This window comes from Granulicella rosea (assembly GCF_900188085.1).
Taxonomy (GTDB): Bacteria; Acidobacteriota; Terriglobia; order Terriglobales; family Acidobacteriaceae; genus Edaphobacter; species Edaphobacter rosea.
Genome location: NZ_FZOU01000004.1, coordinates 434,862 through 460,216, shown reverse-complemented (window position 1 = coordinate 460,216; position 25,355 = coordinate 434,862). Strand labels below are relative to the sequence as shown.

Annotated in this window: 24 protein-coding genes and 1 tRNA gene; 12 read left to right on the top strand and 13 right to left on the bottom strand. The window is 62.4% G+C overall.

Annotated features, from left to right (window positions below; genetic code table 11):
• Positions 1-58: 58 nt before the first annotated feature.
• Together CHB87_RS13790 and CHB87_RS13785 are read left to right on the top strand one after the other, a co-directional pair.
• The gene (locus tag CHB87_RS13790) at positions 59-775 is read left to right on the top strand and encodes a GAF and ANTAR domain-containing protein (RefSeq protein ID WP_089409009.1); all 717 of its coding nucleotides are present in this window, start codon (positions 59-61) and stop codon (positions 773-775) included.
• A gap of 149 nt (positions 776-924) precedes the next feature.
• On the top strand, positions 925-2,331 hold the full coding sequence (locus CHB87_RS13785; protein WP_089409008.1) for a phytoene desaturase family protein: 1,407 nt from the start codon (positions 925-927) through the stop codon (positions 2,329-2,331).
• Here the strand turns inward: CHB87_RS13785 and CHB87_RS13780 are convergent.
• The 5 genes from CHB87_RS13780 to CHB87_RS13760 form a co-directional block, all read right to left on the bottom strand.
• Positions 2,328-2,924 carry a Crp/Fnr family transcriptional regulator gene (locus CHB87_RS13780; RefSeq protein ID WP_176441761.1) on the bottom strand — a complete coding sequence of 199 codons (597 nt, stop codon included), beginning with the start codon at positions 2,922-2,924 and terminating at the stop codon, positions 2,328-2,330. The genes CHB87_RS13785 and CHB87_RS13780 overlap by 4 nt on opposite strands.
• Positions 2,925-3,063: 139 nt before the next feature.
• Positions 3,064-3,891: a LytR/AlgR family response regulator transcription factor gene (locus CHB87_RS13775; protein ID WP_089409006.1), complete on the bottom strand. Its 828-nt coding sequence runs from the start codon at positions 3,889-3,891 to the stop codon at positions 3,064-3,066.
• A 24-nt stretch (positions 3,892-3,915) separates the two neighbouring features.
• Complete coding sequence (locus CHB87_RS13770) at positions 3,916-4,464, bottom strand: zinc ribbon domain-containing protein (RefSeq protein WP_342743566.1); 549 nt, start codon at positions 4,462-4,464, stop codon at positions 3,916-3,918.
• Positions 4,464-4,868: a hypothetical protein gene (locus CHB87_RS13765; RefSeq protein ID WP_089409005.1), complete on the bottom strand. Its 405-nt coding sequence runs from the start codon at positions 4,866-4,868 to the stop codon at positions 4,464-4,466. Before CHB87_RS13765 ends, CHB87_RS13770 begins: the two co-directional genes overlap by 1 nt.
• Entirely contained in the window at positions 4,865-5,458 is a 594-nt protein-coding gene (locus CHB87_RS13760; protein ID WP_245817999.1) for an RNA polymerase sigma factor, read from the bottom strand. Before CHB87_RS13760 ends, CHB87_RS13765 begins: the two co-directional genes overlap by 4 nt.
• 171 nt (positions 5,459-5,629) lie before the next feature.
• On the opposite strand from CHB87_RS13760, the gene rlmB reads away from it, so the two are divergent.
• Both rlmB and CHB87_RS13750 read left to right on the top strand, forming a co-directional pair.
• Positions 5,630-6,421 carry a 23S rRNA (guanosine(2251)-2'-O)-methyltransferase RlmB gene (rlmB, locus tag CHB87_RS13755; protein ID WP_089409003.1) on the top strand — a complete coding sequence of 264 codons (792 nt, stop codon included), beginning with the start codon at positions 5,630-5,632 and terminating at the stop codon, positions 6,419-6,421.
• A gap of 153 nt (positions 6,422-6,574) precedes the next feature.
• Complete coding sequence (locus tag CHB87_RS13750; RefSeq protein WP_089409002.1) at positions 6,575-8,539, top strand: M1 aminopeptidase family protein; 1,965 nt, start codon at positions 6,575-6,577, stop codon at positions 8,537-8,539.
• A 69-nt stretch (positions 8,540-8,608) separates the two neighbouring features.
• Here CHB87_RS13750 and CHB87_RS13745 read toward each other — a convergent pair whose 3' ends face one another.
• The 7 genes from CHB87_RS13745 to CHB87_RS13715 form a co-directional block, all read right to left on the bottom strand.
• Complete coding sequence (locus CHB87_RS13745) at positions 8,609-10,273, bottom strand: AsmA family protein (RefSeq protein WP_089409001.1); 1,665 nt, start codon at positions 10,271-10,273, stop codon at positions 8,609-8,611.
• Between the two features lie 14 nt (positions 10,274-10,287).
• Positions 10,288-11,082, bottom strand: coding sequence for a signal peptidase I (gene lepB / locus CHB87_RS13740; RefSeq protein WP_089409000.1), 795 nt, complete (start codon positions 11,080-11,082; stop codon positions 10,288-10,290).
• Between the two features lie 120 nt (positions 11,083-11,202).
• The gene (gene lepB / locus CHB87_RS13735; protein WP_089408999.1) at positions 11,203-11,946 is read right to left on the bottom strand and encodes a signal peptidase I; all 744 of its coding nucleotides are present in this window, start codon (positions 11,944-11,946) and stop codon (positions 11,203-11,205) included.
• On the bottom strand, positions 11,943-12,752 hold the full coding sequence (gene rnc / locus CHB87_RS13730; RefSeq protein WP_089408998.1) for a ribonuclease III: 810 nt from the start codon (positions 12,750-12,752) through the stop codon (positions 11,943-11,945). Before rnc ends, lepB (CHB87_RS13735) begins: the two co-directional genes overlap by 4 nt.
• A gap of 208 nt (positions 12,753-12,960) precedes the next feature.
• Complete coding sequence (locus CHB87_RS13725) at positions 12,961-14,751, bottom strand: tetratricopeptide repeat protein (RefSeq protein ID WP_245817987.1); 1,791 nt, start codon at positions 14,749-14,751, stop codon at positions 12,961-12,963.
• 47 nt (positions 14,752-14,798) lie between these two features.
• Complete coding sequence (locus CHB87_RS13720; RefSeq protein WP_089408997.1) at positions 14,799-15,485, bottom strand: zf-HC2 domain-containing protein; 687 nt, start codon at positions 15,483-15,485, stop codon at positions 14,799-14,801.
• Positions 15,482-16,144 carry a sigma-70 family RNA polymerase sigma factor gene (locus CHB87_RS13715; protein WP_245817998.1) on the bottom strand — a complete coding sequence of 221 codons (663 nt, stop codon included), beginning with the start codon at positions 16,142-16,144 and terminating at the stop codon, positions 15,482-15,484. Before CHB87_RS13715 ends, CHB87_RS13720 begins: the two co-directional genes overlap by 4 nt.
• Before the next feature lie 261 nt (positions 16,145-16,405).
• On the opposite strand from CHB87_RS13715, the gene CHB87_RS13710 reads away from it, so the two are divergent.
• Positions 16,406-16,481, top strand: a tRNA-Ala gene (locus CHB87_RS13710).
• Positions 16,482-16,635: 154 nt separating this feature from the next.
• Here the strand turns inward: CHB87_RS13710 and CHB87_RS13705 are convergent.
• Complete coding sequence (locus CHB87_RS13705) at positions 16,636-17,811, bottom strand: tyrosine-type recombinase/integrase (RefSeq protein WP_245817986.1); 1,176 nt, start codon at positions 17,809-17,811, stop codon at positions 16,636-16,638.
• 789 nt (positions 17,812-18,600) lie between these two features.
• Between CHB87_RS13705 and CHB87_RS13700 the strand changes: the two genes are divergently transcribed.
• From CHB87_RS13700 to CHB87_RS13665, 7 genes are all read left to right on the top strand, one after another.
• Positions 18,601-19,551, top strand: coding sequence for a LysR family transcriptional regulator (locus CHB87_RS13700; RefSeq protein ID WP_089408994.1), 951 nt, complete (start codon positions 18,601-18,603; stop codon positions 19,549-19,551).
• Between the two features lie 121 nt (positions 19,552-19,672).
• Entirely contained in the window at positions 19,673-20,017 is a 345-nt protein-coding gene (locus tag CHB87_RS13695; RefSeq protein WP_089408993.1) for a hypothetical protein, read from the top strand.
• 13 nt (positions 20,018-20,030) lie between these two features.
• Positions 20,031-20,294 carry a VirB3 family type IV secretion system protein gene (locus tag CHB87_RS13690; RefSeq protein ID WP_089408992.1) on the top strand — a complete coding sequence of 88 codons (264 nt, stop codon included), beginning with the start codon at positions 20,031-20,033 and terminating at the stop codon, positions 20,292-20,294.
• Positions 20,275-22,644 (top strand): VirB4 family type IV secretion system protein, encoded by a 2,370-nt coding sequence (locus CHB87_RS13685; RefSeq protein WP_089408991.1) that lies wholly within the window; start codon positions 20,275-20,277, stop codon positions 22,642-22,644. Before CHB87_RS13690 ends, CHB87_RS13685 begins: the two co-directional genes overlap by 20 nt.
• Before the next feature lie 29 nt (positions 22,645-22,673).
• Positions 22,674-23,504, top strand: a complete 831-nt coding sequence (locus CHB87_RS13680; RefSeq protein ID WP_089408990.1) for a TrbG/VirB9 family P-type conjugative transfer protein — start codon at positions 22,674-22,676, stop codon at positions 23,502-23,504.
• A 2-nt stretch (positions 23,505-23,506) separates the two neighbouring features.
• A complete protein-coding gene (locus CHB87_RS13675; protein ID WP_089408989.1) occupies positions 23,507-24,829 on the top strand; it encodes a TrbI/VirB10 family protein in 1,323 nt (440 codons plus the stop codon).
• 278 nt (positions 24,830-25,107) lie between these two features.
• Positions 25,108-25,338, top strand: a complete 231-nt coding sequence (locus CHB87_RS13665; RefSeq protein ID WP_089408988.1) for a hypothetical protein — start codon at positions 25,108-25,110, stop codon at positions 25,336-25,338.
• Positions 25,339-25,355: the final 17 nt, after the last annotated feature.

Here is a 25,355-nt window from a genome sequence, read left to right as displayed (position 1 = left end):
TTCCATACACGCAACCACCAAGCCGGCGCTTCCTGCAGCATTAACCTTCGGGGGATCTATGGACCTTTTGGCGGAACAGCTCGAAACCTCTCGCGACATGGACTTCCTCCACGAGATCGGTCATCGCCTCGCGGCGGCGGACCCGATCGAGTCGATCATGGACCGCGTTCTCGACTTCATCGCGGACCTCGTCCGCTGCGACTCATGCCTGGTCTACATCGCACAGGGCGAAAAGCTCGTCCTGCGCGCCTCGCGCAACCCGCACTCCGACCTGCTGAACCGGCTCGGCCTGCAGATGGGCGAGGGCATCACGGGCTGGGTGGCGGAGCATCGCCAGACCGTCGCCATCGCGCGCCACGCCTGGACCGACGCACGCTTCCTGATGTTCAACGATCTGCCTGAGGATCGCTTCGAGGCCTTCCTCTCGGTGCCGATCCTCTGTCGCAGCCGCGTCGTGGGCGTCATCAACCTGCAGCACCGCCAGCCGCACCACCACACCGAGCGCGAGATTCGCGTCATCACCACTATCGGCTTCCTGGTCGGCGCGGAGCTGGAGCTGGCCCGCATCGAAAGCGAGCGCATGGAGATGCAGCGGCAGCTCGAAACCCGCAAGATCATGGAGCGGGCCAAGGGCATCATCCAGCGCCAGCTCCAGGTGGATGAGGAGAACGCCTACCTGACGCTGCAGAAGCTGAGCCGCCAGAAGCGCCGCCCCATCCGCGAGATCGCCGAGGCCATCATCCTTGGCGAAGAGCTGCGCGCTACCCCGGCGTAGCTCTCGCTTCGGCGTTTGCCTTGGCCTTGCCGCATTCTGTCCTCTGTTTGTCATTCCCGCAGGGAATCTGCTTCTGTACCTGTCTGACGCCTCTGCTTCAGCCCGTCCAGCAGCCGCATCACTGAGACATCTGTCACACTGGTTCGACGATGCGAACCGCAAATATCATCGGCTCCGGCCCGAACGGCCTTGCGGCGGCGATCACCCTCGCCGCGGCCGGGGTGCAGGTGCAAGTCTTCGAGGCGAATGATCGCATCGGCGGCGGCTGCTCCAGCGCGGAGCTGACGCTGCCGGGTTTTCGCCACGACCTCGGATCTTCAGCCTACCCGATGGGCGTGGCGTCGCCGTTCTTCCGCTCGCTGCCTTTATGTAGATACGGATTCCGCTGGATCGCTCCGGAGCTGCCGCTTGCGCATCCGCTGGAGGGCGGGGCCGCAGTCGCGCTGGAGCCTGCGCTGGGCGAGATGCCGCAGCAGCTTGGCCAGAGCGACGGGCGGCAGTGGCGCCGCCTCTTTGGTCCACTGGCGGAGGAGTGGGATCGTCTTGTGCCGGAGATTCTCGCGCCCATCGCCCACCTGCCGAGGCATCCGCTGGCGCTCGCGCGGTTCGGCCTTTCGGCGCTCGAGTCGGCGACGAATCTCGCGCGCGGCCGCTTTACCGGCGGCCGAGCCCGCGCGCTCTTCGCCGGATGTGCCGCGCACTCGGTCATGCCGCTCGACGCGCCGTTGAGCGCGGCGGTCGGGCTGGTGCTTGGCGCTGCCGGACACACCACCGGCTGGCCGGTCGCTGCCGGTGGAGCGCAGTCGCTCGCGGATGCGCTCGCCGCTCACCTTAGGACACTCGGCGGAGAGATTCACACCGGCGTCCTTGTGGAACGTCTGGACGACCTGCCGCCCGCCGACGCGTTCTTCTTCGACACCGGAGTCCCGGCCCTCGAACGCATTGCGGGGGATCGATTGACGCCGGTCTTCCGCCGCAACCTGCGCCGCTTCCGGCCCGGTCCCGGCGTGTTCAAGGTGGACTGGGCGCTGTCGGAGGCGATTCCGTGGGCCTCGCCGGTCTGCCGGCTGGCTGCGACGGTCCACGTCGGCGGCAGTATGGAGGAGATCGTCGCAGCGGAGGCAGCGTCCTTCGAAGGACGCCACGCGGACAGACCCTTCGTCCTGGTGGTCCAGCCCAGCGTCTGCGATCCCTCGCGGGCGCCGGCAGGGAAGGCCGTCGCATGGGGTTACGCGCACGTGCCGAACGGCTCGACGCTTGACCGGACGGAGGCGATCGAAGCCCAGATGGAGCGATTCGCGCCAGGCTTCCGCGACTGCATCCTTGCCCGGCGCACGCATTCGACGGCGGAGCTGGAGTCGTGGAACCCGAACCTCGTCGGAGGCGATCTCTCCGGTGGCGCGATGACCCCGGCGCAGATGCTGCTGCGCCCAACCCACCGGGCGTACGGAACGAGCGATCCGGCGATCTTTCTCTGTAGCTCGTCCACCCCGCCGGGCGGCGGCGTGCATGGCATGTGCGGCTTTCACGCCGCGCGACGCGCCTTGGCAGGCTAGGCGCCTTGCGCGAACTCCAGCCAGGCAAGCTGCGACTTCGTCCGCGGCATTCTGGCGCGAGCGATCGGGCGCCGCTCCCCCATCTTCATCTCCGGACAGGCCGGAAACGACAACGTTCCATTGCCGGTGGAGGCGCCGGTCTGGGCGCTGACCTCGTTGCACAGCACAGCGACGAAGTGCTGCATCAACGTCGCGTTCTGCGTCAGCTTCAGTGAGAATTCCACGGCCGGAATGGAGGAGATGCTACAGCTCGTCACCGCAACGACTGTGTACGGACTTGCGGCATTCATAATCGCCTGCACCGCGCCCGCATACCAGCCGGTGCTGCGCAGGCCAAGCGTCGTCTGCCGTCCTTCGTCGTCGACCACGACCAGACGCACCAACCCGCGCGCAAGCAGCGAGACCGCCCGGGGATGCGCGCCCTGCTCGACGAGCACGGTTCCGGGAGCGATTTCGAGGTTCGTGGGCATGTTCTCAAGGTGCAGAAAACACGCCTGCTCCACCTGTGCGATGGGCGGCAGGATGGGTTGCGTGAGTCTGGCCTCTTCCATGCTGCGTTCGACCATGGACAGTGCGCGGTTCTGACGGTTCATCGGTAGCTCCAATTTGCGTAGCAGCATGAAGCTCTATGTGCTCGCGGATGCAATTTGGTTACTTTTGGTTACCTGAAGAGGTTACCTTATTTGGTACATTTTTGCTTATTTTTTTCTAATTTGGGAAAGAAAAATTTTCCTACAGATTGAAGAGCTCGCGCAGGCGCTTGGTCTGGGTGCGCGCGACCGGAATCTCGGTCTTCTTCGGATCGTCCATGCGAAGCTGGTAGCTGGATTTGAACCACGGCACAACCTCGCGTATGTGCTGTATATTCACCACATACGAGCGATGCGCGCGCCAGAAGGTCTCGGGATCGAGCTGATCCATAAGATCTTCGAGGGTGCGGCAGTTCGACTGGCCCTCGATCTGTGGGGTCACGACGGAGATGGCGCCGTCGTCGATCGAAGCAAAGCAGATCTCGCGCTGATCGACCAGCAGAAGCCGGCTCTGCGCGCGGACGACCACCTTACTGCGTGGCGCGCGCGGCGCCTGCGCCTCGCCGACAAGGCGCAGAAGGGCGTCGAGCTTCGCCTCGGTCTGGGACTCGATCTGCGATTCGGTCTGAGGTTCAGCCGGATGGTCGTGCGGCGCGGCTGCCAGGGCCCGGGTGCTGGCCTTCTCGATGGTCTGCAGCACGCGTCCGCGATCGAAGGGCTTCAGCAGATAATCGACCGCGTTCACCTCGAATGCGCGCACGGCGTATTGATCGAAGGCCGTCGCAAAGACCACCTGCGGCAGTCGAACCTTGCGTTCGATGAGCATCTTGAGGACGCCGAATCCGTCGAGACCGGGCATCTGAACGTCGAGAAAGAGGACATCCGGACGGTGGATGCGGACCAGTTCCACTGCTTCGATCCCGTTGCTGCCGGTCGCCAGCACATCGACGCCGCCAGCCGACTCCAGCAGATACTGCAACTCCTGCCTTGCCAGCGGCTCATCGTCGACGATCAGGGCTCTCAGCGCCATGCTACGAGTTAATCACGAAAGAGCCTAGTCGTGAAAAGCGCGCAGCCGTGAAGGCGCCTGATCCTCGGCGAGGTCGTGGCCGCACTGCTTGCAGTAGACATCGGTGATCTCGACGCCGCGGAAGCATTGTCCGCAGACCGGCGCGAGCTGAAACTGGCACTGTGGGCAGAAGTGATACTGCGAGGCGATCTCGGACGAGCAATGCGGGCAGCGCGTCAGCATCGGCTGGCGCAACAGGAAGTAGACCACCGCGCCGATGCCGCCCGGCATGACAATCACGACGAGCATCCACAGCCCGCGCGGCATGTTGCGCCGCAGCACATCGCGGCTGACGTAGCCGACAAGGAGCACGTAGCTGGCGAAGGCCGTGCCCCAGGAGTAGCCCATGAGCAGCCGCATCGGCAGCATCTCGTGCTTGTGATGCGGCAGAACGCCGTGAAACAGGTACTGCGCGGCGGCGAATACGGCAATGGCGAGTAGAATCGCCCAGTTTGGAATCAGACCGAGGTTATCCTCGGCGTTTGTCTCAACGCGGGTCGTCGTCTCGGTGCTACGCTTCCAGGGCATCGTCATTACCGCTGCTCCTCTTCCATCTGCTGGCGAGATCTGCGAAACCACACCATGGCGAGCAAACCTGCCGAGAGCGGCAGAAACCACAACAGTAGAACCAGAATCTGCTGGCTGGCGTCTGGAATGCCCGTAGGCTCCAGCTCGTACTGATCCAGAATCGCCCATACCGCCGTACTGAGAATCAGGACGAGCGCCGAACAAATCAAAGTCGGGACCCAGAGACTGCGTACCTTGTTGCGCCGGGCCTGAATCACCAGGGCACGCTCGCGCACCACGCGATGCGTTCGGTTGACCATGGCGGCGCGCGCCATCTCGCCCGGCGTACTCGCATTCCCGGTCAGGATGCCCATATCGGAGTCCGACATGCCCGCGCTTTGCAGATCGTTCTTCCGGGAGCTGGGATTCATCGCACCCCGCCTGCAAGCGGCCGCGCACTGCGCAGCTTTTCCACCTGTGGCTTCAATGCCGCAAGACCGCGATACAGCCGCGACTTTACCGTCGAGAGCGGCGCGCGGGTGACGCCGGCGATCTCTTCGAGCGACATCTCCTCGTGAAACCGGAGCACCAGCACCTCGCGGTAGCTCGGCTCCAACTGCATCAGAACTTCGGCGACCTCGGCCTGATTTTCGCGGCTGGAAAACTGTTCGAGGGGCGAGGGCGCGTCCATGGCGATCTCAAAGGGGCGTTCGTCGTCGCCGGCGCTCGACATCTCGTCCAGGCTGGCCATGGTGCGTTTGCGCGAGAGGTCGATGACCAGGTTGCGCGCGATGGTGAAGAGCCAGGTGTCGAAGCGAGCCTTGCCGTTGTACTGCGCGCCGCGAACCAGCACGCGCATCCAGGTCTCCTGGAAGAGATCCTCGGCGACCTCGCGCTTGCCGGTCAGGAAGAGCAGGTAGCGCAGCAGGCGGTGCTGGTAGAGCTCAATGAGCTGGTCGAGCAGCTCGGGATCGTTCCGCTTCAGGCCGTCGGCGATGGCGACGTTCTCCTGCTGAACCATGTGCTGGCTCAAAGCAAGATCGCCCACCGCGGCTTGTAGCGTGATGTTCACACCCATAAAGACGCCTGTTCCTTCTTAAAAGACGCGGTGCAAAGTACAAATAGTGGAATTCATCTCATCATACATCGCGCGGACGCGACTGGAGGCAGCCGAGGCGGTAAACTGGGCTTTATGGAAGTTCTCTACGGCCTCCACCCGGTGGAAGAGGCCATCCGCTCCGGCGGCCGCCGCCTCGATCATGTTCTGCTCTCCCGCGAGCGCGGAAACCCGCGTCTGGAGCGGCTTGCCGAGCTGTGCAAAGCCGCCGGCGTACGCGTCTCGCTCGAAGGCAAAGACCAGCTTACCCGTCTTGCGAAGACCGACGCGCACCAGGGCGCGGTGGCGGCGGTGCGCGAACGCAAGTTTCTCGCGGTCGAAGATCTGATCGCCGCGCCAGCGCGCTTCGGCAGGAAGTTTTACCTGGCGCTCGACGGCGTCGAAGACCCGCACAATCTGGGTGCGCTGCTGCGCTCGGCCGATGGCGCGGGCGTGGACGGCGTCCTGTTGCCGGAACGGCGCTCGGCGCCGATCACCGGCGTGGTCGCGAAGACCTCCGCCGGAGCCAGCGAGCATGTGCCGATCGCGCGGATCACCAACCTCGTCCGCTCGCTCGAGCAGTTGAAGAAGGCGAACACGTGGGTGCTGGGACTCGACGAGCGCGGCACGCCGGACTATACGGAGTTCGACTTCGCCAGCACCGACTGCGTGCTGGTGCTGGGCTCCGAGGGCTCGGGCCTGCACGACCTGGTCAAGAAGACCTGCGACCACCTGCTGCGCATTCCCATGGCGGGCAGCGTCTCGTCGCTGAATGTGTCGGTCGCGGGGGCGGTCGTGATGTACGAAGCCCTGCGCCAGCGGCAGCGTCCTCTGACGCCAGCCCCGGTCGAGAAACCGGCGAAGCCGCGCAAGGGACTGGGCTCGTAAGACGGCTGCTTCTTAAAGGGCTTTGTCTCGGATGGCATGTTTAAGGGCACGGCTTCAGCCGTGCCCTTAACAACGCGGTCGGTGCAGGTATCCATAAGAGCGGCAAGGCTCCAACTCCGCCGTTGGGGCGTCCAATAGAAGTAAAGGAATCCGATGTCACTCCGCACGTTCGCACCAGTCTTCTCCTGCCTTCTGTTGCTCGCCTCGAACCTGGTGGCGCAGGAGACGACACAACAGCCAGGATCTCAGCCTGCCACGAACCTCCCCGCAGGCAAGGTCATCTTCTCCCGCTCCACCGACCCGGACGCCGACCCAGCCGCAGCTCCGCAGCCCGTGCCGCTCGTCAAGGCGCTTGCCGCCGGCGATGAAGCGCCCGGCACACCGGTCACGGACGCCGAGCGAGCCACAGTCTCGGTCTCCGGTTATGACCTCGACCTGCACCTCACACCCGCCGCCGCGAGGATCGAGGCGCACGCGACCCTGACCCTGCGCAACACCGGCAGCACGCCGCTCAGCCGCATTCCGTTGCAGCTTTCAAGCACGCTTCGCTGGCAGAGCTTCGCGCTGCGCACGGCGAGCGGAGCGGAGAAGCTCAACTTCACCCAGTCGCCCATCGCCACCGACGCGGACCACACCGGCTACGCGCAGGAGGCGGTGCTGACCTTGCCGGCGCCGCTCGCTCCGGGCGCAAGTCTCACTGTGACCACGTTTTACGCGGGTGAGATCAGGCAGTCCGGCGCGCGGCTGGAGATGATCGGCGCCGCCCCGGCCGTTGCGGCGCAGAGCGACTGGGACCAGATCTCAGCCGCCGAGACCGAGGCGCCCACGGCGCTGCGCGGCTTCGGCAACGTCCTCTGGTACCCATGCGCGCGGCCGGCGGCGTTGCTCGGCGATGGCAACCGGCTCTTCGCGCTGCTCGGACAGACGAGGCTTGAAGGCGCCTCCGCTACAATCCGGCTGCGGCTCACGCTGGAGTACGTTGGCGAACCGCCGGCCAACGCGATCTTCGACGGCGTGCTCAGCCCCTTCGACCACACGGCCAATACCGACGACCAGGTGATCTCGCAGACGCACGGCATCGCCACGGTCAGCTTTGCGACACGGACCATCGGCTTCCGCATTCCAGATCTGTTCGTCGTCGACAAGTTGCCGGAGACAGGAGACAACCAGCTCGTCTCCGCGATGACCGACCGGCCGGACGCGGCGATGCCCTACCAGGAGGCCGCCGTGCAGGCGGAGCCGCTTGTGGCCGACTGGCTTGGGCCGACGCCGATCAGCCCGCTGCTCCTGCTCGATCACGCCGGCCAGACCTTTGAGGATGAGGCTCTGCTGGTTACGCCGCTGCACGCCAAGGCGACGCCCGAGGAGCTGGCGCCAATCCTCGTACACGGCCTGACGCATGCGTCCCTGCGGTCGGTGCACCCGTGGATCGAGGAGGGCGTCGCGGAGTTCATGAACCTCGTCGCAACGGAACAGGCGCATGGCCGCGCCGCAGCGATTTCGCAGTTGCAGCAACAGTCGAATGTGATCGCGCTGGCGGAGCCGGATCTGAACGCGGGCTCCGATGCGGGACAGCCGCTCATCGCCGCCAGCTCGGAGATCTTCTTTCGCGCCAAGGCCGCAGCAGTCTGGTGGCAGTTGCGCGGCATCCTGGGCGACGACCTGTTGAAGCAGGGGCTGCAGGCCTACCGGCGAAGCGAGGCGCTCAATCCGGCCTTTGACCGCGAGCCGGCGGCGATGCAGAGGACGCTCGAAAAGGTCTCGCAGCGCGACCTCGCGTGGTTCTTCGACGACTGGGTGAACCGCGACCGCAGCCTGCCGGACCTGACGATCATAGGCGTGACGCCGCATCCGCTGCCGGCGATCGCAGGCAAGAATCCGGGTTATCTGGTCGCGGTCGAGGTGCGCAACGATGGTGACGCGTCCGCGGAGATCCCGGTGACGGTGCGCTCGGGCGAACTCTCGGCCACGGAGCGGCTGCGCATTCCGGCGCGGTCGTCGGCCTCCACCCGCATCCCGTTCCAGGGAACGCCGGAGTCGGTGCAGGTGAACGATGGCGGCATGCCGGAGCTGCGGGCCACGGCGCACACGCGGGAGATCAAGTTGCAGTTGAAGTAGCCGTTCCAGCCCGAAGGACTCGTCATCCTTCACTTCGTTCAGGATGACGGGATGACGGGGTAGGCTCGTCTAACGCTTCCGCTTCCCCCGCGCCTTGGGTTCAGGTGCATGCGGAGCTGCGGTGGTCGGGGTCCAGTCCTGCTTGCTACCCCACGCGCGCTCGGTGGTCAGGTCGAGGTGGAACGGCGTTTCGGCGGCAGAGTCCGGCGCGGCTGGCAGGGCGTCGGACAGGCCATCGCCGATCTGCGGGATCGCCGCGCCGAAGCTCGTCAGGCGGCTCTTCAGCACCGAACCGGAGAGGTGCAGGTTGTAGCCCGTCTCGGAGAAGCTGGCTTCGAGAGTCGCCGGCTCCTTTGCGCCGAGGTCGATGGGCTGCGGCTCCAGCGTCAGGCCCTTGGCGTCCACCCGGACGATGATCGGCGCCGTCACGAACGGCGCGCCGCCGCCCATGCTGAGGACCGCATCCGGCACGCGCAGCAGGCCGAGGTCGCTGGGGGCGTCGATGTGGTCGGCGGGGTCGGAGCCCAGCGGGTAAGCGATCTGCCCCTCGACCGTTCCGGCGAGCGAGACCTCCGCCGGAATGCGTCCGCTGGCGATGCGCAAACCTTCGAGGACGGTCGACGCCGGTACCCCGGCGATGCGCAGGATGCCCCTGGCGGTCGAGGGGTGGAGGATGTCGGGGATCGCGCCGGTCAGTTGCAGGCCGGTCTTCACGCTGCCCGCCGGCCAGGCGCAGTGGACGTTGTCCAGCACGTGGAAGAGCATCGTCGTATCCGCCTCGCAGGCCAGATCGACGTTCAGCGGGTGCTCGGGGACGAAGTCGGCGCGGCGCGAGTTCTTCAGTTGCAGCCGGGTCTTCAGGGTGTTCTGGCCGACTGTCCCGCGTGCGCTGACGTTCAGCGTCAGCTCGCCGCGGACGCCGGCGTCGCGGTTGGCGACGATCCAGCTTACGGCCCCCAGCGGCGCATTCTTCCACTCCGCGTTCAGGTCGATGGGCACGGCGGCGAGCGAGGAGGCGCGTCCGAGCGTGCCTTCGACGCGCAGCGTGCCGGTGTCGGAGACGCTGGTGTCGGTGCGTGTGGGGTGGGCTTCCAGGCGGATCTGCCAGTGTTCCGGCTCCGGCAGCCACAGGGCGAAGTCCGCGTCGGTCAACGAGATAGGCAGCTTTTCGAAGCCCTGTTTCAGATTCAGCCGTGCGCCGGTGGCTTCGATGTAGGGGAAGCGGGGCGCCTCGCCGGCGGCCTTCTGGGCGGTGGGCGCGGCCTGCATGCGCGAGGCTTGCAGCAGAATGCTTTCGAGGTTCCAGCGGCCGTCCGGCAGGTGGACGAGGTTGACGCTGGTCGTGTCGTCGAAGGCGATCTTCGAGAACTCCACCCGCCGGCGCCAGAGCGAGCTGACCCGCAGGGTGGCGCGGACGGTGTTGGCGCGGATTACTGGCTCTGAGCCGAAGGCAGGGTCTTCGCCGACGACGAAGTTCGTCAGCTCGAAGCCGGGCAGCGGCAGCATGGTCAGGGTGACGTTGTCGAGATGCACCGGCCGGCCCAGGCCCTCGCCGATGCGCTCGGCGATACGCTTCTGATAGCGGCTGACGTTCACCAGCGGCGGTACGACGATCAGCAGCACGATAGCCAGCAGAATAAAGAGGCCAAGGATGACGCGGCGCAGCGTCGAGCCGTGGAGCGGCCCGGCGTCGGTGTTATCGTCTTCCGCCAGGCGGTCGTGAATCTCCTGCATGTGAAAAGAAGTCCTTACCGGATGATGTGGAGCGTGCGCTTCCAGCGCGTCTGGTCGAAGATGTGGATGAGGATATGACCCATGAAGCCGATGCGGTCGCCGACGGAGGTCTTGTCCATCTGGTCGGCTGGCGTCTGGAAGGACCAGTAGACGAACATCGGCCGGCCCACGATATTCTCGCGCGGCACGAAGCCCCAGAAGCGGCCGTCGAGCGAGTGCGTGCGGTTGTCGCCCATGGCGAAGACCTTGCCCGGTGGCACGACGAGGTCGCCGTTCACGACGTGCGAGGGCATCTCCTCGGACCAGGTCGCGGTTGCGCCGTAGTCGGTGGATGCAGGCGTGGCGGGGAAGTCGTCGCGGAACGGCGTGTAGGCGTTCTGCGGGTCGTCGTCATCGTGCGGCATCACCGCCAGCGGCTCTTTCTGCGCGACGCCGTTCAGGTAGACGACGCCGTGATCGAGGTGGATGCGGTCGCCGGGGATGCCGATGGTGCGTTTGACGAGGAAGAGGTCCGGCTCGCCGGGCTTCAGGAAGACGATGATGTCGCCCCGCTCGATGTCGCGGTAGTGGACGAACGGCGCCCAGGCGGTCTTCGGCGCGAAAGAGATGCGGTCGACAAGGACGTGGTCGCCGATCAGCAGCGTGTTCATCATCGAGCCCGACGGAATCTCGAAGTTCTGAAAGATGAACGTCATGACGAACAGCCCTACCGCGAGCACGGTGCAGATCGACGCCAGCGATTCGAGCGGCGTCTCGGTCTGCTGCTGCGCTTCGGTTGCCGGTTGCTTTGTCTCCACTGCGTTCTCCATCGAATCCACTCTCCCGAACCTTATGCCAGTGTACCGCCTCGGCTTGGCCTGTGGGATCGCCCGTTCAGAACAAACGCGGGTCCTTCGCTGGGCTCAGAATGACAGGCGCTTGAGGTGAAACTACCGCACGACTTGAAACGTACGGCCCCAGCGGGCAAAGGCAAAAGGGTTACGGTTGGTCTTTACCGCCGGCGCCGGCTTCGGCGCGTCGTCGTCCGCGTCCTCGTCGTTCGTCTCGCGCAGGGAGAAGTAGACCAGCAGCGGCTTGCCCACGATCAGCTCGCGCGGCACGAAGCCCCAGTAACGGCTGTCTTCGCTGTCGTTGCGATTGTCGCCCATGACGAAATAATTGTCCGCCGGAACGATCAGATCGCCGTGGTCGAGCAGGCCGCGCATGCGAATCCACCACTGCGCGTCAACGGAAGGATCGGCATTCTGCATCCGCGGAAAGTTGTCGCGGAAGGCGTCCGGCGCGGACGGGCGATAGACCGCGTAGCTCTCGGCGAGCGGCGATCCGTTAATATATACCTTGTTATCATGCAGATGCAGGCGGTCGCCCGGCATGCCGACCACGCGCTTCACCAGGTGGAGCTTCGGATCCACAGGGTCGTGGAAGACGATGATGTCGCGGCGGGAGATGCCGCTCGCGGGCAGGATGCCGCCGGCGCCAGGGGCGACCGCCTCCTTATTGACCAACAGGAAGTCGCCCACCAGCAGCGTCGGTTCCATGCTCTCGGACGGAATGCGGAAGGGCTGGACGGTGAACGCCATCAGGAATAGCGCCACCGCCAGGATATAAAGCAGCGACTGCAGCGCCAGCAGCGTGCTGACCGGCGGCTGCTGCGGAGACGAGGCTGCGTTCATGCCATCGCTCCCGCATTCTCGTTTCGGGCGGTCAAAACCGCGATGGCGAGGCGCGCCGCCTCCTGCTGGGCTACTTTCTTGCTGGAGCCTTGAGCGACGGCGAGCGGCGGGCCGTCCGTTCCGTCGACCCGCACCTCCACCTGGAAGAGGCGGCGATGATCCGGGCCGGTCTGGCCGGTCAGCGCATACTTCGGCTGGCCCATGCCGGCGGCCTGCAGGTGCTCCTGCAGCGCGGACTTGTGATCGCCCACGGCGCCGCTGAAGGTGTCGCCCTCCGCCATCGCCTGTTCGAGCTGCGGCAGGGCGGGGGAGAGCACCTGGGTTTCGACGAATGCCCGCGCGACCTCGATGCCGCCGTCAAGGTAGATCGCCGCGATGAGCGCCTCGACCGCGTTCGCCAGCAGCGCCGGTTTGTTGCGGCCGCCGCTAGCCTCTTCGCCGTGGCCGAGCCGCAGCCACCGGCCCAGCTCGATGTTTCCGCCGACCACGCCGAGATGCCGGCGGTTGACGACCGAGGCGCGCAGCCGCGTCAGCTCGCCCTCGCGCGAACCCGGATAACGCCGGTAGAGTGCCTCGGCGACGAGCATGCCCAGCACGGCGTCCCCGACAAACTCCAACTGCTCGTTGTCGCGTGCCGGGTCGGCGACGACCTCGGCGGTCGACCCGGCGCCGCCACCGCCTTCGTAGGAGGCGGACCGGTGCGTCAGGGCCAGCTCCAAAAGCTCCGGCCGACGGAAGCGATGCCCGACGAGCTCTTCAAGACCGGCAAACGAGCTGCCCCCGGTTTGTGTCTTGCGCCCTGCCATCCAGACTCCCCACCTTACTGTAACGGACGGCATCGCCGCCCGTTCTGTTGTTTGTTATGAGGAACCCGCAAAGATCTGTCATCCTGAGCGAAGCCGAAGGACCTGCTTTTCGCCTGAAGCAGCATTGCCGCCACAAGCGAGAAGCGGGTCCTTCGCTCCGCTCAGGATGGCACGCGGTTGTTCAAGCGTTGAAAAGACGTCCCGACTCTCAGTTCGGCGCGTCCGGCTTGTACGAATCTTTCTCGGCCTTGCCGCTCGGGTCCAGCGGCTCTTCCTTGTCTTCCGCAGGCTGGCGGCTGGACTTCGGCAACGTGAAGGGCTTCTTCAGCCCCTCTTCGGCGGCGTACTTGGCGTCGGGCGTCAGGCCCTGCACCTTGAGCGCCTCTTTGTACTCCTGCGTCGCCTTGCCGCGATCGGGCAGCGTGTCGTAGAGCCGGCCCAGGTAGACGTAGCTCCAGGCGATGGTGTGCGGGTTCTTCGAAGTATTGATCACGTCGGCGAAGGTGCCGACCGCGTCCTGCGGCTCGCCCTCCATCAGTTGCACGCGGGCCATCACGTAGTTGGCCTCGGCGTGGTCCTGCTTCGGGTCGTCGAGCGCCTTCTTCGCGATGTCGCGCGCGCCGTCGATGTCGCCTTCGAGCATCATCTTCTCGGCCAGCATCATGCCGGTCGGTACGCGTGGCGAGCGTTTGACGAAGTCGCCCGAGGGGCCGGAGGTGGGCGGCAGGAAGACGATCTCGGACTCATGCTTCTGCTCGCGCAGCACGTCCATGCCGTAGACCATCTCGCCGATGTACTCCTTCAGGCCGATCGAATCGCGCTCCATCTTCGCCAGTTCGTCGTAGAAGTAATCGACCAGCACCCACCCGTGACGCATCTCCTGGTCGACCTGGCTGCGGCGAATCTCCTCCGCGTTGCGGTCGTAGACGGCGACCTGCGCGTCGTAGCGGATAAACTCCTGGCGGTCGCGCATGCCGGTCGGCTTCGCCGGCTTCACGATGCCGACGTCCATGGTGTGCGCCTCGATCGCCTTGATGAGGCACTCGGTCAGCAGCAGCGTGATGTCGGACTTGTAGGCGAATTCAAGCGGCGCCTGCTGGGCCGGCTTCAACAGCGGCAGCAGACGGTTCATCGCCTGGGCGCGGGCGTAGACCAGCGGCTCGACCGCATACTGCAGGTAGATGTGGCGGATCTGGTCCATGCGGATCGCGCCCCCGGCGGACGGCGAGCTGACGATGATGTAGTCCGTCGCGTAGATGCGGCCGTTCGGCTCGCGCGGCGCCAGCATCGGCTCCATCAGGACGAGGAAGCGGCGGCCATCGTAGCTGCTGACCGGCAGCCGCAGATAGACGTTCGTGTCCAGAATCATGCGCGTGACCTGGTCGTGCATGCCGTTAGTGATCGCCTCGTACTCCGGCCGGTGCTTCTGCCAGATCGCCTTCAGACCCACCTGCTCGGAGAAGGTGCGCAGCAGAGGCAGGAGATTGACGACGTTGAGCGCGTCGGGCGGCATCTCCGTCTCGTCGGCGGTGGGCTTGAGATCGGGCGTGATGTAAAGGCCGAGCGAGATGTACTGGGCGATATCCCGGCCCTTGTCGCTCAGCTCATGCTCGTGGATGTAGCGGCAGAGCGCGGCGCGGCTGGCCTTGACCTCCGGCGCGGATGCGGTCGCGGCGTCGACCTCCGCACGCACCTCGGCGCGGATCGGCGAGGAGTTCGCCAGATCGTTATCGTAGCCGCAGGCGTTCAGCGCGACAGCGATATTGAACATCGCCTCGCTGGTCTCGAGCGTGATGGCCGCTCCGCCCGCCTCGAGCGAGCTGGAATGCGGACGCCCGCTGGTGGACTCCTGCGCCTGCTGCCCCGCCGGGCTGGAAGAAGAAGACTGCGGCGCGGGTTGAGCCCCGGCCGCTATCGCCAGGGAAAGAAAGGCCGCACTGAAACTACACCATCGCTGCATCGTGGGAATCCGCCAGAGCACGTCAGAGGTTCGACGCACAACCTCCAGCATAAGAGAGCGAACCTGTGGGAGCAAGCGGTCGCAGGCTAGGCCGAGACCGAGATGCCCTCGAACGTGACGATCACGTGTCCCTTCACCGGTGTGCCGAAGACCTTGGCCGGCTCGAAGACCTCCAGCATCAACTGGTCCATCACCTGTGCCCGCGTCGCCGCATCGCTTGGTCCGGAGAGGATGTTGTAGTCGTACACCTGGCCGCGCGAGTTGACCTTCGCTTCGACCACGATCGTCGTATCCTCGCTCGTCTTGATCGCGCGCGGCGCGGAGGCCGAATAGCGATAGTGCGGCGAGGTCAGCGCGCCCAGCGGCTCGTCGTTCGCCTGCACCGCGGTTGGCGTGGCCACGACGCCGAGCAGCATTGCGAGCGTCCCGATCAGCAGCACCGCGCCTGCAAAGCCGGCCGAGGCCTGCATCAGCAGAGGACGCAACATGTTGTCCCAGCGAACGCCGATCGCGTCGTACCAGTGCGCCTGCGAACGGGCGCTCTCGTGCGAGATGGCGACCCGCAGCTTCAGGGCAAGGTCTGCCGGCATCTTCGCCGAGCCAAGGCCGGAGAGCGTGCTCTGCATGCCGCGCATCTCGGTGAACTCGCGCGAACAATCCGCGCACTTGTCCAGGTGGCCTGAGACCGACTGCATCTCGATTCCGCTGACGGCGCCGTCCAGATAGCTGGAGAAGAGCGCGCGCGTCGTGGTGCAAGCGTTTATTTCGTTCATCGCGCTACCTCCGTTCTCTGCATCAGCACCGTACCCAGACCGTCCGCCACAAGAATCTCCTTCAGGGCCATGCGGCCTCGGGTCAGGCGGCTCTTGACTGTGCCCGCGGGCACATCGAGAATCTCCGCAATCTCTTCATACGCAAAACCTTCGATCTCGCGCAATACCACTACCGTCCGATACGCCTCGGGCAGCTTTCGCAGCGCATCTTCAACGCGCGCCTTGATCTCGCCCTGCGCGGCATGATCGTAGGGCGAACAGCCTCCGTCGCGCAGCGTTGCGCCCAGGCAGAGTCCCTCGTCGCCGTCGTCGGTCTCCTGCGCGCCCAGCGGAGTGTCGATCGTCAGCTCCTGCCGTTTGTGCCGGGTCCACCAGCGGCGCTGGTTGGAGGCCTCATGCAGTGCGATCCGGTACATCCAAGTCCGCAGGCTGGAGTCGCCATGAAAGCTCTTCACGCTGCGAAAGACCTTGATGAAGACGTCCTGGGTAATATCGGCTGCGTCGGCCGGATCTTGAAGACTGCGCGCGATGAGGGAGTAAAGCGGCTGGGAGTATTCGGCGATGAGCACGCTGAAGGCCTCCTCCGATCCTGCCTTCAAGGCAGCGACCAGAGCAGCATCTTCCGTCCTGAGACCGACCGCGCTCGCCAGATTCCCCATCGCCATTCCCGCCTGCATCTTCGGGTACCCTCTAAATTACGTCTTCGACCCAACAACCTGCAACTGCGTCCCCACGAGCGGGAAGACGGAAGTCGGTAACTGCGCCGCCGGCGGCCGAGTGCTCGCTCACTCTGAAACATATAGACACCGCACAAACGCCTTTAGTTCCCGAAGATTGCCGAAGTTTTCGGCAGCCGGATGCGGCGCAGGCCGCCGCCTGCCATTGACTCGAAGCGCAATGTGCGGAATACTAATGCAAGTGGGCCTGTGGCGCAGCTGGGAGCGCGCTTCCATGGCATGGAAGAGGTCATCGGTTCGATCCCGATCAGGTCCACCAAATATCTCAACAACTTAGCGGAACCCCTCCCAAACGTTTGGCAGCAAATTGGCAGCAAATTTCAAACTGCCTTGCAGCCAAGCCATGTCAGTCGTCTCCATCTCCTCTCTGAAGCGCCATGCTTCGGCTGACTTTCTCTCTAAATTCCTATCCATCAATGCACCATCGCCGCAGATTCGGTAATGGCTGGCGGTCGCATCTTGCCCTTCGCCCCCAGCTTCTTCATCGTGCCCTGCAGCTCCCGGTGAATGGAGTCCACAGTGGCGCGCACACCTTCCGGCATCTCCTGCATATAGACGTCGGTCGTCGTCGCCACACGCGAGTGCCGCATCATCCCCTGCACGTCCTTCACTGTGCCCTTCTTCTGGGCCAGCGTTGCGATCGTGCGTCGGATGACCTGGAACGTTAGCTTCGGTAGGCCGAGCTCCGTTGCCAGTTTGTGCAGAACCCGCTTGCGGTAGTTGCTGGGGTCCATGAAGGAGCCATCCCGATTCGGAAACAGAAACGCTTCCGCATCCTCAGGCGGCAGGCCATGCTTCTTCTTTTTCTTGTCGTACTGCTCCTGACTCACTTGCCGCCAGGCAACGAGATCGTCGGAGAGGTCCTTCGCAATCGGTACCTCAGTCAGACTTCCTTTCGTCTTTCCGTAGGGCCGAATCTTTCCCTTGTAGATCGTCTCCACAATGGTGAGCGAGACCGCTTCCACGCGATGACACTTCCACCGGAACGCGAACAGCTCGCTCGGTCGAAGTGCATTCGTCATATCGAGCTTGAGCAGAATCCGGTCACGCAGGCCGAGCCTGGCCAAGGCCGCTGCGAGTTGTTCCCAACTCAGCACCGTCTTGTCCGTCTCCCGCAGGTTCGCGGGAGTCTTCAGCGTACGCGCAGGATCTTTCGGGAGAAAGTCCTGGTCGACCGCTTCAGCGAAGATTGCCTTGATGTATGCCCGAATCTGCAAGACTCTGTCTCTCGACCGCGTCTTGGCTAGCTTGTTGAGGTGAGTCTGAAGCGTGAACTTGTCGAAGTTTTCGAGCCGCACATCCCCGAACTCATCAACGAGATCAGCCTGGATGAGGTGCTTCTTTACTTTGGCAGTTTCATCGCGCCAGTCCGCCTCTTTCAGCGGCAAGTAGCGGTGCAGTACGAACCATCCGAAGGTGACAACTCCATTGACCATGGACTTGTCACCGTTGAGTGGCTGTTTCCCCAGCTTGGCGATCTCGCCCTCCAGCTTTTCCCTGGCCTGCGATTTCGACATCTCACTCTTGAATCCGAGGATCACTTGAGCGACAGCCGGTTTGGGTTCACTGGTAGATGGATCGATCTCCATGCGTCGGAAGTATCCGTACCACTTCTTTCCGCGTAGCCTGACCCACCCCTTCTGATACGAGGTTCCCATGTATTCCTCAATTTCTGTGGGCGGAATAAACGGGCTAGGCCCATTTTATCCTTTGTTTACGCGGATATTCGACAAGATTAACTACCCCTGACAACTTGGGGATCGCTGGGGGGAGTGCTTGTGGAAGCGTGCAACTATGCTCTCCGACGCAATGCCGACCTGCGTTCCTGTTCATCCACGAACGCCTCAATCCCGCTGGGCCGATAGCGCAACGTGCCGTCTCCCATCCGTATGACCGGCAAGAGTGGCTTGCGACGGGAGGAATGATCCCACACCCAATCCGTGCTGACATTGAGGCGCTTGGCTACCTCATCCGCTGTTAATAGGGGTTCGACTTCTGCGACACTCCGCGGCGGTTTGCGTGAGCCGATAGCAATCTGTGTTTCGATGGACTCATTCCTTACACCCGCTGCAGAATGATTGGCGGTAAGAACGGTTTCGGACGAGCTATTCATAAGCACCTCACGCGAACGATTCAGAGTTGAGCGTGAAGCCGTAGCGAGTTTGAGTCCAACACTTTTTATCGATTTCGCCACAGTTTTTGTCTATGGCTCCAGCGAAGTGGCATCTGCAGACGGTTACCTAGAGGAGTCCGGTCACCGTGCGGAGCCTAATTGACATTTGTGCTTTGTTGCGAAGAATAGGTTTTAGCGCAGGTTTTTCCACAGCCGATGCTTGGGCCTGTGGGATCGACGAAAGCCAAGTGGAGTACCAAGGCCGATGTCAGATTCCCTAACATTCCGTCTCCTCCGATACATCAAGGCGGCCGCAGAGACGCTGAACTTTACCCGCGCTGCCGAGCAAGTTTTCGTTGCACAGTCGTCACTCAGTTCTCAAATTGGAAAATTCGAAGACACCGTTGAGCTTCTGCTGTTCGCCCGTTTGCAGAATGGTCTTAAGCTCACCTCGGCGGGCCGCATCGTTGCGACCTTTGCAGAAAACACGCTGAAAGAGTGGGACCAAACTCTGGCAATCGCCCTCGCTGTCCAGCGTAATGAGGTGCCACCGTTGCGCCTCGGCTTCTCCTCATTCATCAACGCGAAGCTCCTTGAAAGATTTCGAGAGAACTATGAAGGGATGTTCCCGGGATGCGCCATTCAACTGTGGAGCGGCGATCCTCTGCTGTGCCTGCAACGACTCGATGCCAGGACGCTCGACTGTGCGATTCTTCCCCTGCCAGTGGATGCGACTCTGTACAACGTTCAGCAGATCGCTCAATCTCCCTTAGTGGTTTGCATGCGGTCCGATGATGTACTCGCTGACCGCGCCCAACTCGACATTCATGAAGTAGCGGAACGCATCACAATATTCCGCGACCCAGAGCTCCATCCCTCGGCACACACGCGTCTCGTAGAGATGTTTAGGGAGGTAGGCATTCCGATCCATTTAGCGTGCGCCGCTCGCACTTCCTCAGAGATTCAATGGATGGTTAAAGAGCGCTACGGTCTTGCGCTGATCGACCAGCTAACGCCTCTTGATCCTGGCTTAATTACGCGATCAATTGCGGGTATCAATTGGACGGCAGACACCGCCTTCGTTCATGCGAGCCATATGGATCATGTTGCGCTCCCATTCATCGAACGATTCTTTCAGCAGAACTGGTCAGCTTCGAGGAGAAGCAAGCGTCCGTCGAAGACGCGGCATCCCGAGCAACTAGAGTTGCTCGGTTGAGCCCGTGATGGTAGCCATAGACAAAATGTGTGGCGAAATAGATAGGAACTGTTGGACGAGACGATGAAGCGGTTTTAGGTTTCACTCATGGCGACGCGAATACGCCATCAGGAGAATGCCAATGCCACTTCGTTCATGCTTCCGAATACACAATCTTTATCGAAAACTACTCCACGCAGCGCGTGTGATGGGGCCGACGCTTGTTGCGTTCGCCTTCGCAGGTGCTGCTCACGCCCAGGGAACGATGGACTTCTCAGGAGCGCAAACGCTCATGGGAACGTTCAAGACCTTCGCAATATATGCGGGTGCCGTTATCTGCTTCGGCGGTCTGATTTTCGCCGGAATCCGCATGATGAGCGGTCGGTTTCAGGATGCCATTCCAGGGCTCTTCGGCGCGCTGTTCGGTGCCGGAGTTCTCGGTTGGGGAGCCGGATGGATAGGCAGCCTAACCGGGCAGTCGATGTAGGAGGTGCATCGACATGGCCAAGCGGGGAGAGCCGTTACCAATCAATCAAGCGCTGAATCGACCGAGAGCCAAGCTTGGTCTCGATCTTACAGCATGGATGGCGATCGTATTCGTCTGCGTAACGGTTTTCCTCGTTGGGTTTCGCTTGCTGGCAATGCTGGCCTTTCCCACGCTTGCTGTTGCTGCGTGGTTGATCGTCCGCAAACACCCGAAGATGTTCCAACTGTGGGGCCTCAGCCTCAACCAGAAGAGCTACTATGACCCGCGTAAACACTGAGCAGCTCAAACATACTCCGTGGTTCGCCAAGGCAGGAGCCGCGTGCAGCATCGTTCCGATTGCACGCTTTGTCGGACCGAATATCTTCGCGCTCAAGGGCGGCGGTTATGGATGTCTGTTCGCTCTCACGGGCATCGACGAAGAGGGCTTGACCGACCAGGAGCTTGAGTCGCGAATGCGATCCATCGAAGGCTCGCTGCGCGGCTTGCCAGAGGGATCGTGCCTTTACCAGTACACCCGTGTGATGTCGGGGTTCGATCTTCCGCGTCAGCCCAAGTACGCGAATCCCGCCACGGAGGTATTCGCGAGTGATCGCCTGACATTCCTTGAGAAGACGGCGGGCTTCCGCCTTATCGACCTGCACTGGTGCCTCACGTTGGAACCGTCGAAGGTAAAGGCGTTCGAGCGTAAACCAGACGAGAATGCCGCCGACACGTCGCGGATGCTAGCAGACCTTGAGAAGACCGCAACCATTCTTCAGGGTCACCTTGGCAGCGCCATTGGCTTGCGGCTTCTTGGTAAGGTCGAAGCCTTCCAGTTCTTCAGCTATCTATTCAACCTTGAGGAATGGGCAGAGCGTGACCAACTGCGCAGCGATACTGGCGTGGACAGGCAGATCGTGAAGACGCCGGTTGCGTGGCATAGCGATTACCTCCAGGTCGGCAAGCGCCATGTGCAGATGTTTTCGCTGAAGACGACGCCGGAGGCATCGAGGCCGTGCCTCTTCTCCGGTCTGTTGACGCTCGATTGCGATAGCGTGTTGTGCTCCACATGGAGGGTGAAATCCATCTCATCTGCCCGCAGCGAGATCGACGCGCAGGAGAAGTTCATCTCGTTTTTCAAAGTGGGGGTGCTGACCCGGGTAATGAGCGGGCGGGATACCGCATCGCTTGAGACAGGAGCCGGTGCGAAGGCTGCCAACAACAGTGTCGATGACCTGAGCGATGTCATCCGCTCCCTCGATAAGAAGGCTCAAGGGGAATACTCGCTGCGGCTGCTGCTGGCAGCGCGCAGTCAGGAGCAGTTGCGCAACACCGTCCCCGCCGTGCATCGCATCTTCGTCGATGCCCGAGCGCAGGTAATGGAAGAGACGCTGGGCAACCTGTCAGCCTTTTATGCGATGTTCCCCGGCAATCACAAGTTCAATGTCTTTCCGTTATGGCTCGCAGAGGACCATCACGCGCGGCTCTCCTCCGTGTTCGCCCCGCACATCGGTCATGCTCACTCGGAAGACCTCGACAACGAGTACCTCAATATCTTCGAGACTCGTACCCGGACGCCATTCTTTCAGGATGTGTATGTAGACGGTGTGAGGGTCATGCTCATCATCGGTCCCACAGGGTCAGGCAAAAGCGTGGTGGGTAACGCCACCGTTGCGCTGGAGCAGAAATACGGCGGTTTTACCTACATCTTTGACATAGGCGGCAGCTACGAAAGCGTTGTGGAGCTGTACGGCGGCAAGGTTGATCGTGTGGGTAAAGACGGCCCACGAGTGAATCCCTTCGCTCTGGAGCCGACCGAAAGCAACATCAAGTTCCTCTACTCGTTTATCAAACTCCTGCTCACAAATGGCGGCGCAGAGTTGGAGCCAGAAGACGACGATGTGATCCACAAGGCTGTGCAGGATATGTACCTGCTCGACCCAGAGAACCGCCGTCTGTCCAATCTGTTTTTGCCCAAAAAACTCGACCGCTACCTGTCGAAGTGGGTTGGCAAGGGCATCTATAACGCCGTCTTCGACAACGTCGAAGACAGCCTCTCGCTGTCGCGTTTGCAATGCTTCGACTTCCAGGGTGTGAACAACGAGCAATACGCCGACCTCATCGAGCCGCTGATGGTGTGGCTGCTCCGGCGCATCAACGACGTGCTTTATAACCCCGCCAATCTTGGTGTGCCCAAGCACATCCTCATCGAAGAGATCTTCTCTTCGATGAAGAACAAACAATTGCTCGATGGCGCTCTCGCTTCCATCAAGACCGTTCGCAAGAACCTTGGCGGCGTGACCATGATCGGCCAGTCCGCCGACGATCTTGGCGCCAACGCCGACAGCATCGTGAACTCCTGCACATCGTTCCTGTTCCTGAAGGACGCGACCTTCAATCGGAAGCGTTATGCAGAGCTGTTCAAGATGAACGAGCAGCAGATCGCGCTATTCGAGAGTTTGCAGGACCGCGAAGGTCTCTACATGCGACGCGACGGCATTACCAAAGTCGTCACGTTGAACCTCGACAAGCGCAGCTACGCTACGTTCTCCACCAAGCCAAAGGACCGGGTGCGACGGTCCAAGCTGATTGAAAAGTACGGACTCACTGAGGGCATCGATCGCTTTGCTCAGGGAGAGACTGTGTAACCAATTCTCAAACCAGAAAGGCCAGTGCCATGAAACCGCTTATCCCCATCGTCGTCTCCGCCGGACTCGCGCTGGCCTCTGCCCAGTGCCATGCCGCCGACACCCATCCTCTCCAACCGAATGCGCCTCGCACCGTCACCGTGTCCGAGGCGGGCACGCCTCCTGTGATTCGCGCCGGCCTGCTGCAATCGACACTGATCGTCCTTCCCGCTGAGGAGAAGGTCGCCAACGTCTTCGCAGGCGACACCGTGGATTGGGTCTTCGATGGCGGCCATGTCGCCAGCCGGTTCATCAGCGTCAAGCCCAAGGTGGCGAATGGATCGACAGACATTCACATCGTCTCCGATCACGGGAACGAGTACACCTTGCAGCTCCATGAAGTCTCCAGTGATCCGGATGCCCACTTCGATTCCAAAGTCTTTATCACTCCCGGCGACCAAGCGGCAAAAGACCGGCTGACACAGCTTCCCGTGTTCGTGCCCGCCGCCGAGTTGGACAAGGCCAAGCAGGAGGCCGCTACTGCCAAAGCAGCCCAGGCAGCGGAGCTAAAGGCCGAAGAGACGAAGGCCGAGCAATATAGGAGCCAATATCCCGGCAACCTCCACTTCGATTACACATGGGATCAATCGAAGGGAAAATCTCTTGGCCTTCAGCAAATCTGGCGCGATGACAAGTTCACCTATCTGCGCGGCCAGTTCCAGGAAACGCCTGCCCTATATGAAGTCAAGGACAAGAAGGGCTCGCTCATCAACTTCGATTTCAGCAATGGCCTTTACACCGTGCCGAAGCAGTTGGACAACGGCTATCTCGCCATCGGTAAGCAGAAGGTCGAGTTTCACCGCGTGGGAGGGGCGAACTAGCCATGACTGAGCCGAACCAGAATTCCCCCGCCACTGTCCCCGACCAGCCGGAAGCGAAGTCGCCACTCAAGAAGGGTATGCCCGTAGTGGTAGTCCTCGTTGTCATCATTGCCCTGATCGGCGTCGCCAATGTGTCGAGCCTGTTGAGCGGCAACAAGAAAGCAGCCCCGGCAAGCGCAATGACCATGCGCCCCGCTTCGCCGAATGCCCAGCAGGTAAACAGCTTTTCGACGCAGCAGCAGGTGCAGGCCCAGCGAGACGCTGAGGAGCGCCAACATCAGCAGGAGTTGGCCGCTGCGATGCAGCAACTCCAGGCCGAACAGAGTGTCCCCGGTCCAGAGGCCGCCGGGACACAGCCGATGACGGCTGCGCAGCGGGATGCGATCTATGGCAACGGCCCCAACGCGCCGCAGCACACCTCGAACATCTCGCAGGCCCAGGCAGAGGCCAAGCAAAAACAGCTTGCGAAGGATAAACAAGCACAGGACGCTATCAATAGCGATACGGTCGCTATCGACTTCGCCCACGCGGGCGCTCCTGCCGTCGTGTTACCGACAAAGACGGCTGTTCTCGGGGAGCGCGAGGAGTTATACCCGCAGGCCACCACAGAGGCCAACGGCAGTTCATCTCCCGATAGCGCAAACGAAAGGCCGGGATCTGTGCAGGTCGCGTCGAAGCAGCAGGCCAAGCCCGAGAGCAAGGCCGACGCGATGGCCGGATACGACTTCGATAGCTATCAAGGACGTCTCTATCGCATCTTCGAGGGCACGGTCTTTGAGGGCGTTGTCACCAACCACATCGACGGTGGGTTGAGCGGCCCGATCCTGGTCATGCTCACCACCGACTACTATTCGCACGACCATCAGCAGCTTCTCATGCCCCAAGGCACACGATTAATCGGTACGGTACAGAGCGTCGGCAATGCGCAGCAGCGCAAGATGTTCGTCACCTTCCATCGTGCCGTATGCCCGGATGGGTTCTCGTTGGACTTCGATAAGTACATTGGCCTTGACCCATTAGGTACGACCGGCCTTGCAACGAAGGTAGACCACGGCTACCTGATGGCCTTCGGCGCTGCTGCTGCTGTGGGCGGTTTAGGTGGTCTCGCACAGATCGGTAATAACGGCAGCGTGCTTACGGCGTCGTCTCAGATACGCAGCGGGATCTCCGAGCAGTCGGCCACTGAGGGCGAGCAGGTGTTGAACCACTTCCTGAATCGCCTGCCTGTCATCACGCTCAAGGAAGGCTCCCGCGCCCGCGTGTACGTCGGGCGCGACATCCTCATCCCGTCCTACGCAGAGCATCGCGTCGATCCAACCATGTAAGTGCCGTCGCGAAAGGCAGCCCTATGAATGCGAGCAATCCGAGATACGACCATTTGCTTCGCAAAGCGCAGGATGCCCAGCGCGGCGGTCATGATGCCTGGGCCGTACAGTCCACAGGCGAGAAGGTCGCGGTTGCCCTTGTTCTCAACCGTGCCGACTGGCTTGCATAACACGGCTACACCATCGCGGATGCCATCGAACGATCCGGTTCCGAGTGGGTTGCAATGATTCCACAGGTTGCCCGCCAGCTCGTGGATCAGGAGTAGGAGGTTGTGCTTATGACCACACTCACCATTACGAGACGTAACAAGCTCGTTCTCTCAGTCAGTGCATCCATGCTGGCTCCCGCTCTTCTCTTCTCGCCTGTCGGACGTGGCTCTGTCGTCAGCGCGTTCGATTGGTTTGCCCAGAACGTTGACGCCGTGACGGAGTTTCCATGCAAGATCGTGACCGACATCCGTCACTTTTCCCTGGACAGGTTGGACCCCACCTGCCCGCAGTGCTTCTAGCTTTTCCACCCAAAGGA

Excerpts from the sequence above, each read along its gene's own strand:
- CHB87_RS13685 (WP_089408991.1), top strand. The coding sequence starts at position 20,275 with ATGACCCGCGTAAACACTGAGCAGCTCAAACATACTCCGTGGTTCGCC.
- CHB87_RS13675 (WP_089408989.1), top strand. The coding sequence starts at position 23,507 with ATGACTGAGCCGAACCAGAATTCCCCCGCCACTGTCCCCGACCAGCCG.
- CHB87_RS13770 (WP_342743566.1), bottom strand. The coding sequence starts at position 4,464 with ATGACGATGCCCTGGAAGCGTAGCACCGAGACGACGACCCGCGTTGAG.
- rnc (WP_089408998.1), bottom strand. The coding sequence starts at position 12,752 with ATGGCAGGGCGCAAGACACAAACCGGGGGCAGCTCGTTTGCCGGTCTT.
- lepB (WP_089409000.1), bottom strand. The coding sequence starts at position 11,082 with ATGGAGAACGCAGTGGAGACAAAGCAACCGGCAACCGAAGCGCAGCAG.
- lepB (WP_089408999.1), bottom strand. The coding sequence starts at position 11,946 with ATGAACGCAGCCTCGTCTCCGCAGCAGCCGCCGGTCAGCACGCTGCTG.
- CHB87_RS13715 (WP_245817998.1), bottom strand. The coding sequence starts at position 16,144 with ATGGGGAATCTGGCGAGCGCGGTCGGTCTCAGGACGGAAGATGCTGCT.
- CHB87_RS13665 (WP_089408988.1), top strand. The coding sequence starts at position 25,108 with ATGACCACACTCACCATTACGAGACGTAACAAGCTCGTTCTCTCAGTC.
- CHB87_RS13695 (WP_089408993.1), top strand. The coding sequence starts at position 19,673 with ATGCCACTTCGTTCATGCTTCCGAATACACAATCTTTATCGAAAACTA.
- CHB87_RS13775 (WP_089409006.1), bottom strand. The coding sequence starts at position 3,891 with ATGGCGCTGAGAGCCCTGATCGTCGACGATGAGCCGCTGGCAAGGCAG.
- CHB87_RS13785 (WP_089409008.1), top strand. The coding sequence starts at position 925 with ATGCGAACCGCAAATATCATCGGCTCCGGCCCGAACGGCCTTGCGGCG.
- CHB87_RS13745 (WP_089409001.1), bottom strand. The coding sequence starts at position 10,273 with ATGCAGGAGATTCACGACCGCCTGGCGGAAGACGATAACACCGACGCC.
- CHB87_RS13705 (WP_245817986.1), bottom strand. The coding sequence starts at position 17,811 with ATGGAGATCGATCCATCTACCAGTGAACCCAAACCGGCTGTCGCTCAA.
- CHB87_RS13750 (WP_089409002.1), top strand. The coding sequence starts at position 6,575 with ATGTCACTCCGCACGTTCGCACCAGTCTTCTCCTGCCTTCTGTTGCTC.
- CHB87_RS13790 (WP_089409009.1), top strand. The coding sequence starts at position 59 with ATGGACCTTTTGGCGGAACAGCTCGAAACCTCTCGCGACATGGACTTC.
- CHB87_RS13700 (WP_089408994.1), top strand. The coding sequence starts at position 18,601 with ATGTCAGATTCCCTAACATTCCGTCTCCTCCGATACATCAAGGCGGCC.
- CHB87_RS13680 (WP_089408990.1), top strand. The coding sequence starts at position 22,674 with ATGAAACCGCTTATCCCCATCGTCGTCTCCGCCGGACTCGCGCTGGCC.
- CHB87_RS13765 (WP_089409005.1), bottom strand. The coding sequence starts at position 4,868 with ATGAATCCCAGCTCCCGGAAGAACGATCTGCAAAGCGCGGGCATGTCG.
- CHB87_RS13720 (WP_089408997.1), bottom strand. The coding sequence starts at position 15,485 with ATGAACGAAATAAACGCTTGCACCACGACGCGCGCGCTCTTCTCCAGC.
- rlmB (WP_089409003.1), top strand. The coding sequence starts at position 5,630 with ATGGAAGTTCTCTACGGCCTCCACCCGGTGGAAGAGGCCATCCGCTCC.
- CHB87_RS13780 (WP_176441761.1), bottom strand. The coding sequence starts at position 2,924 with ATGAACCGTCAGAACCGCGCACTGTCCATGGTCGAACGCAGCATGGAA.
- CHB87_RS13760 (WP_245817999.1), bottom strand. The coding sequence starts at position 5,458 with ATGGTTCAGCAGGAGAACGTCGCCATCGCCGACGGCCTGAAGCGGAAC.
- CHB87_RS13690 (WP_089408992.1), top strand. The coding sequence starts at position 20,031 with ATGGCCAAGCGGGGAGAGCCGTTACCAATCAATCAAGCGCTGAATCGA.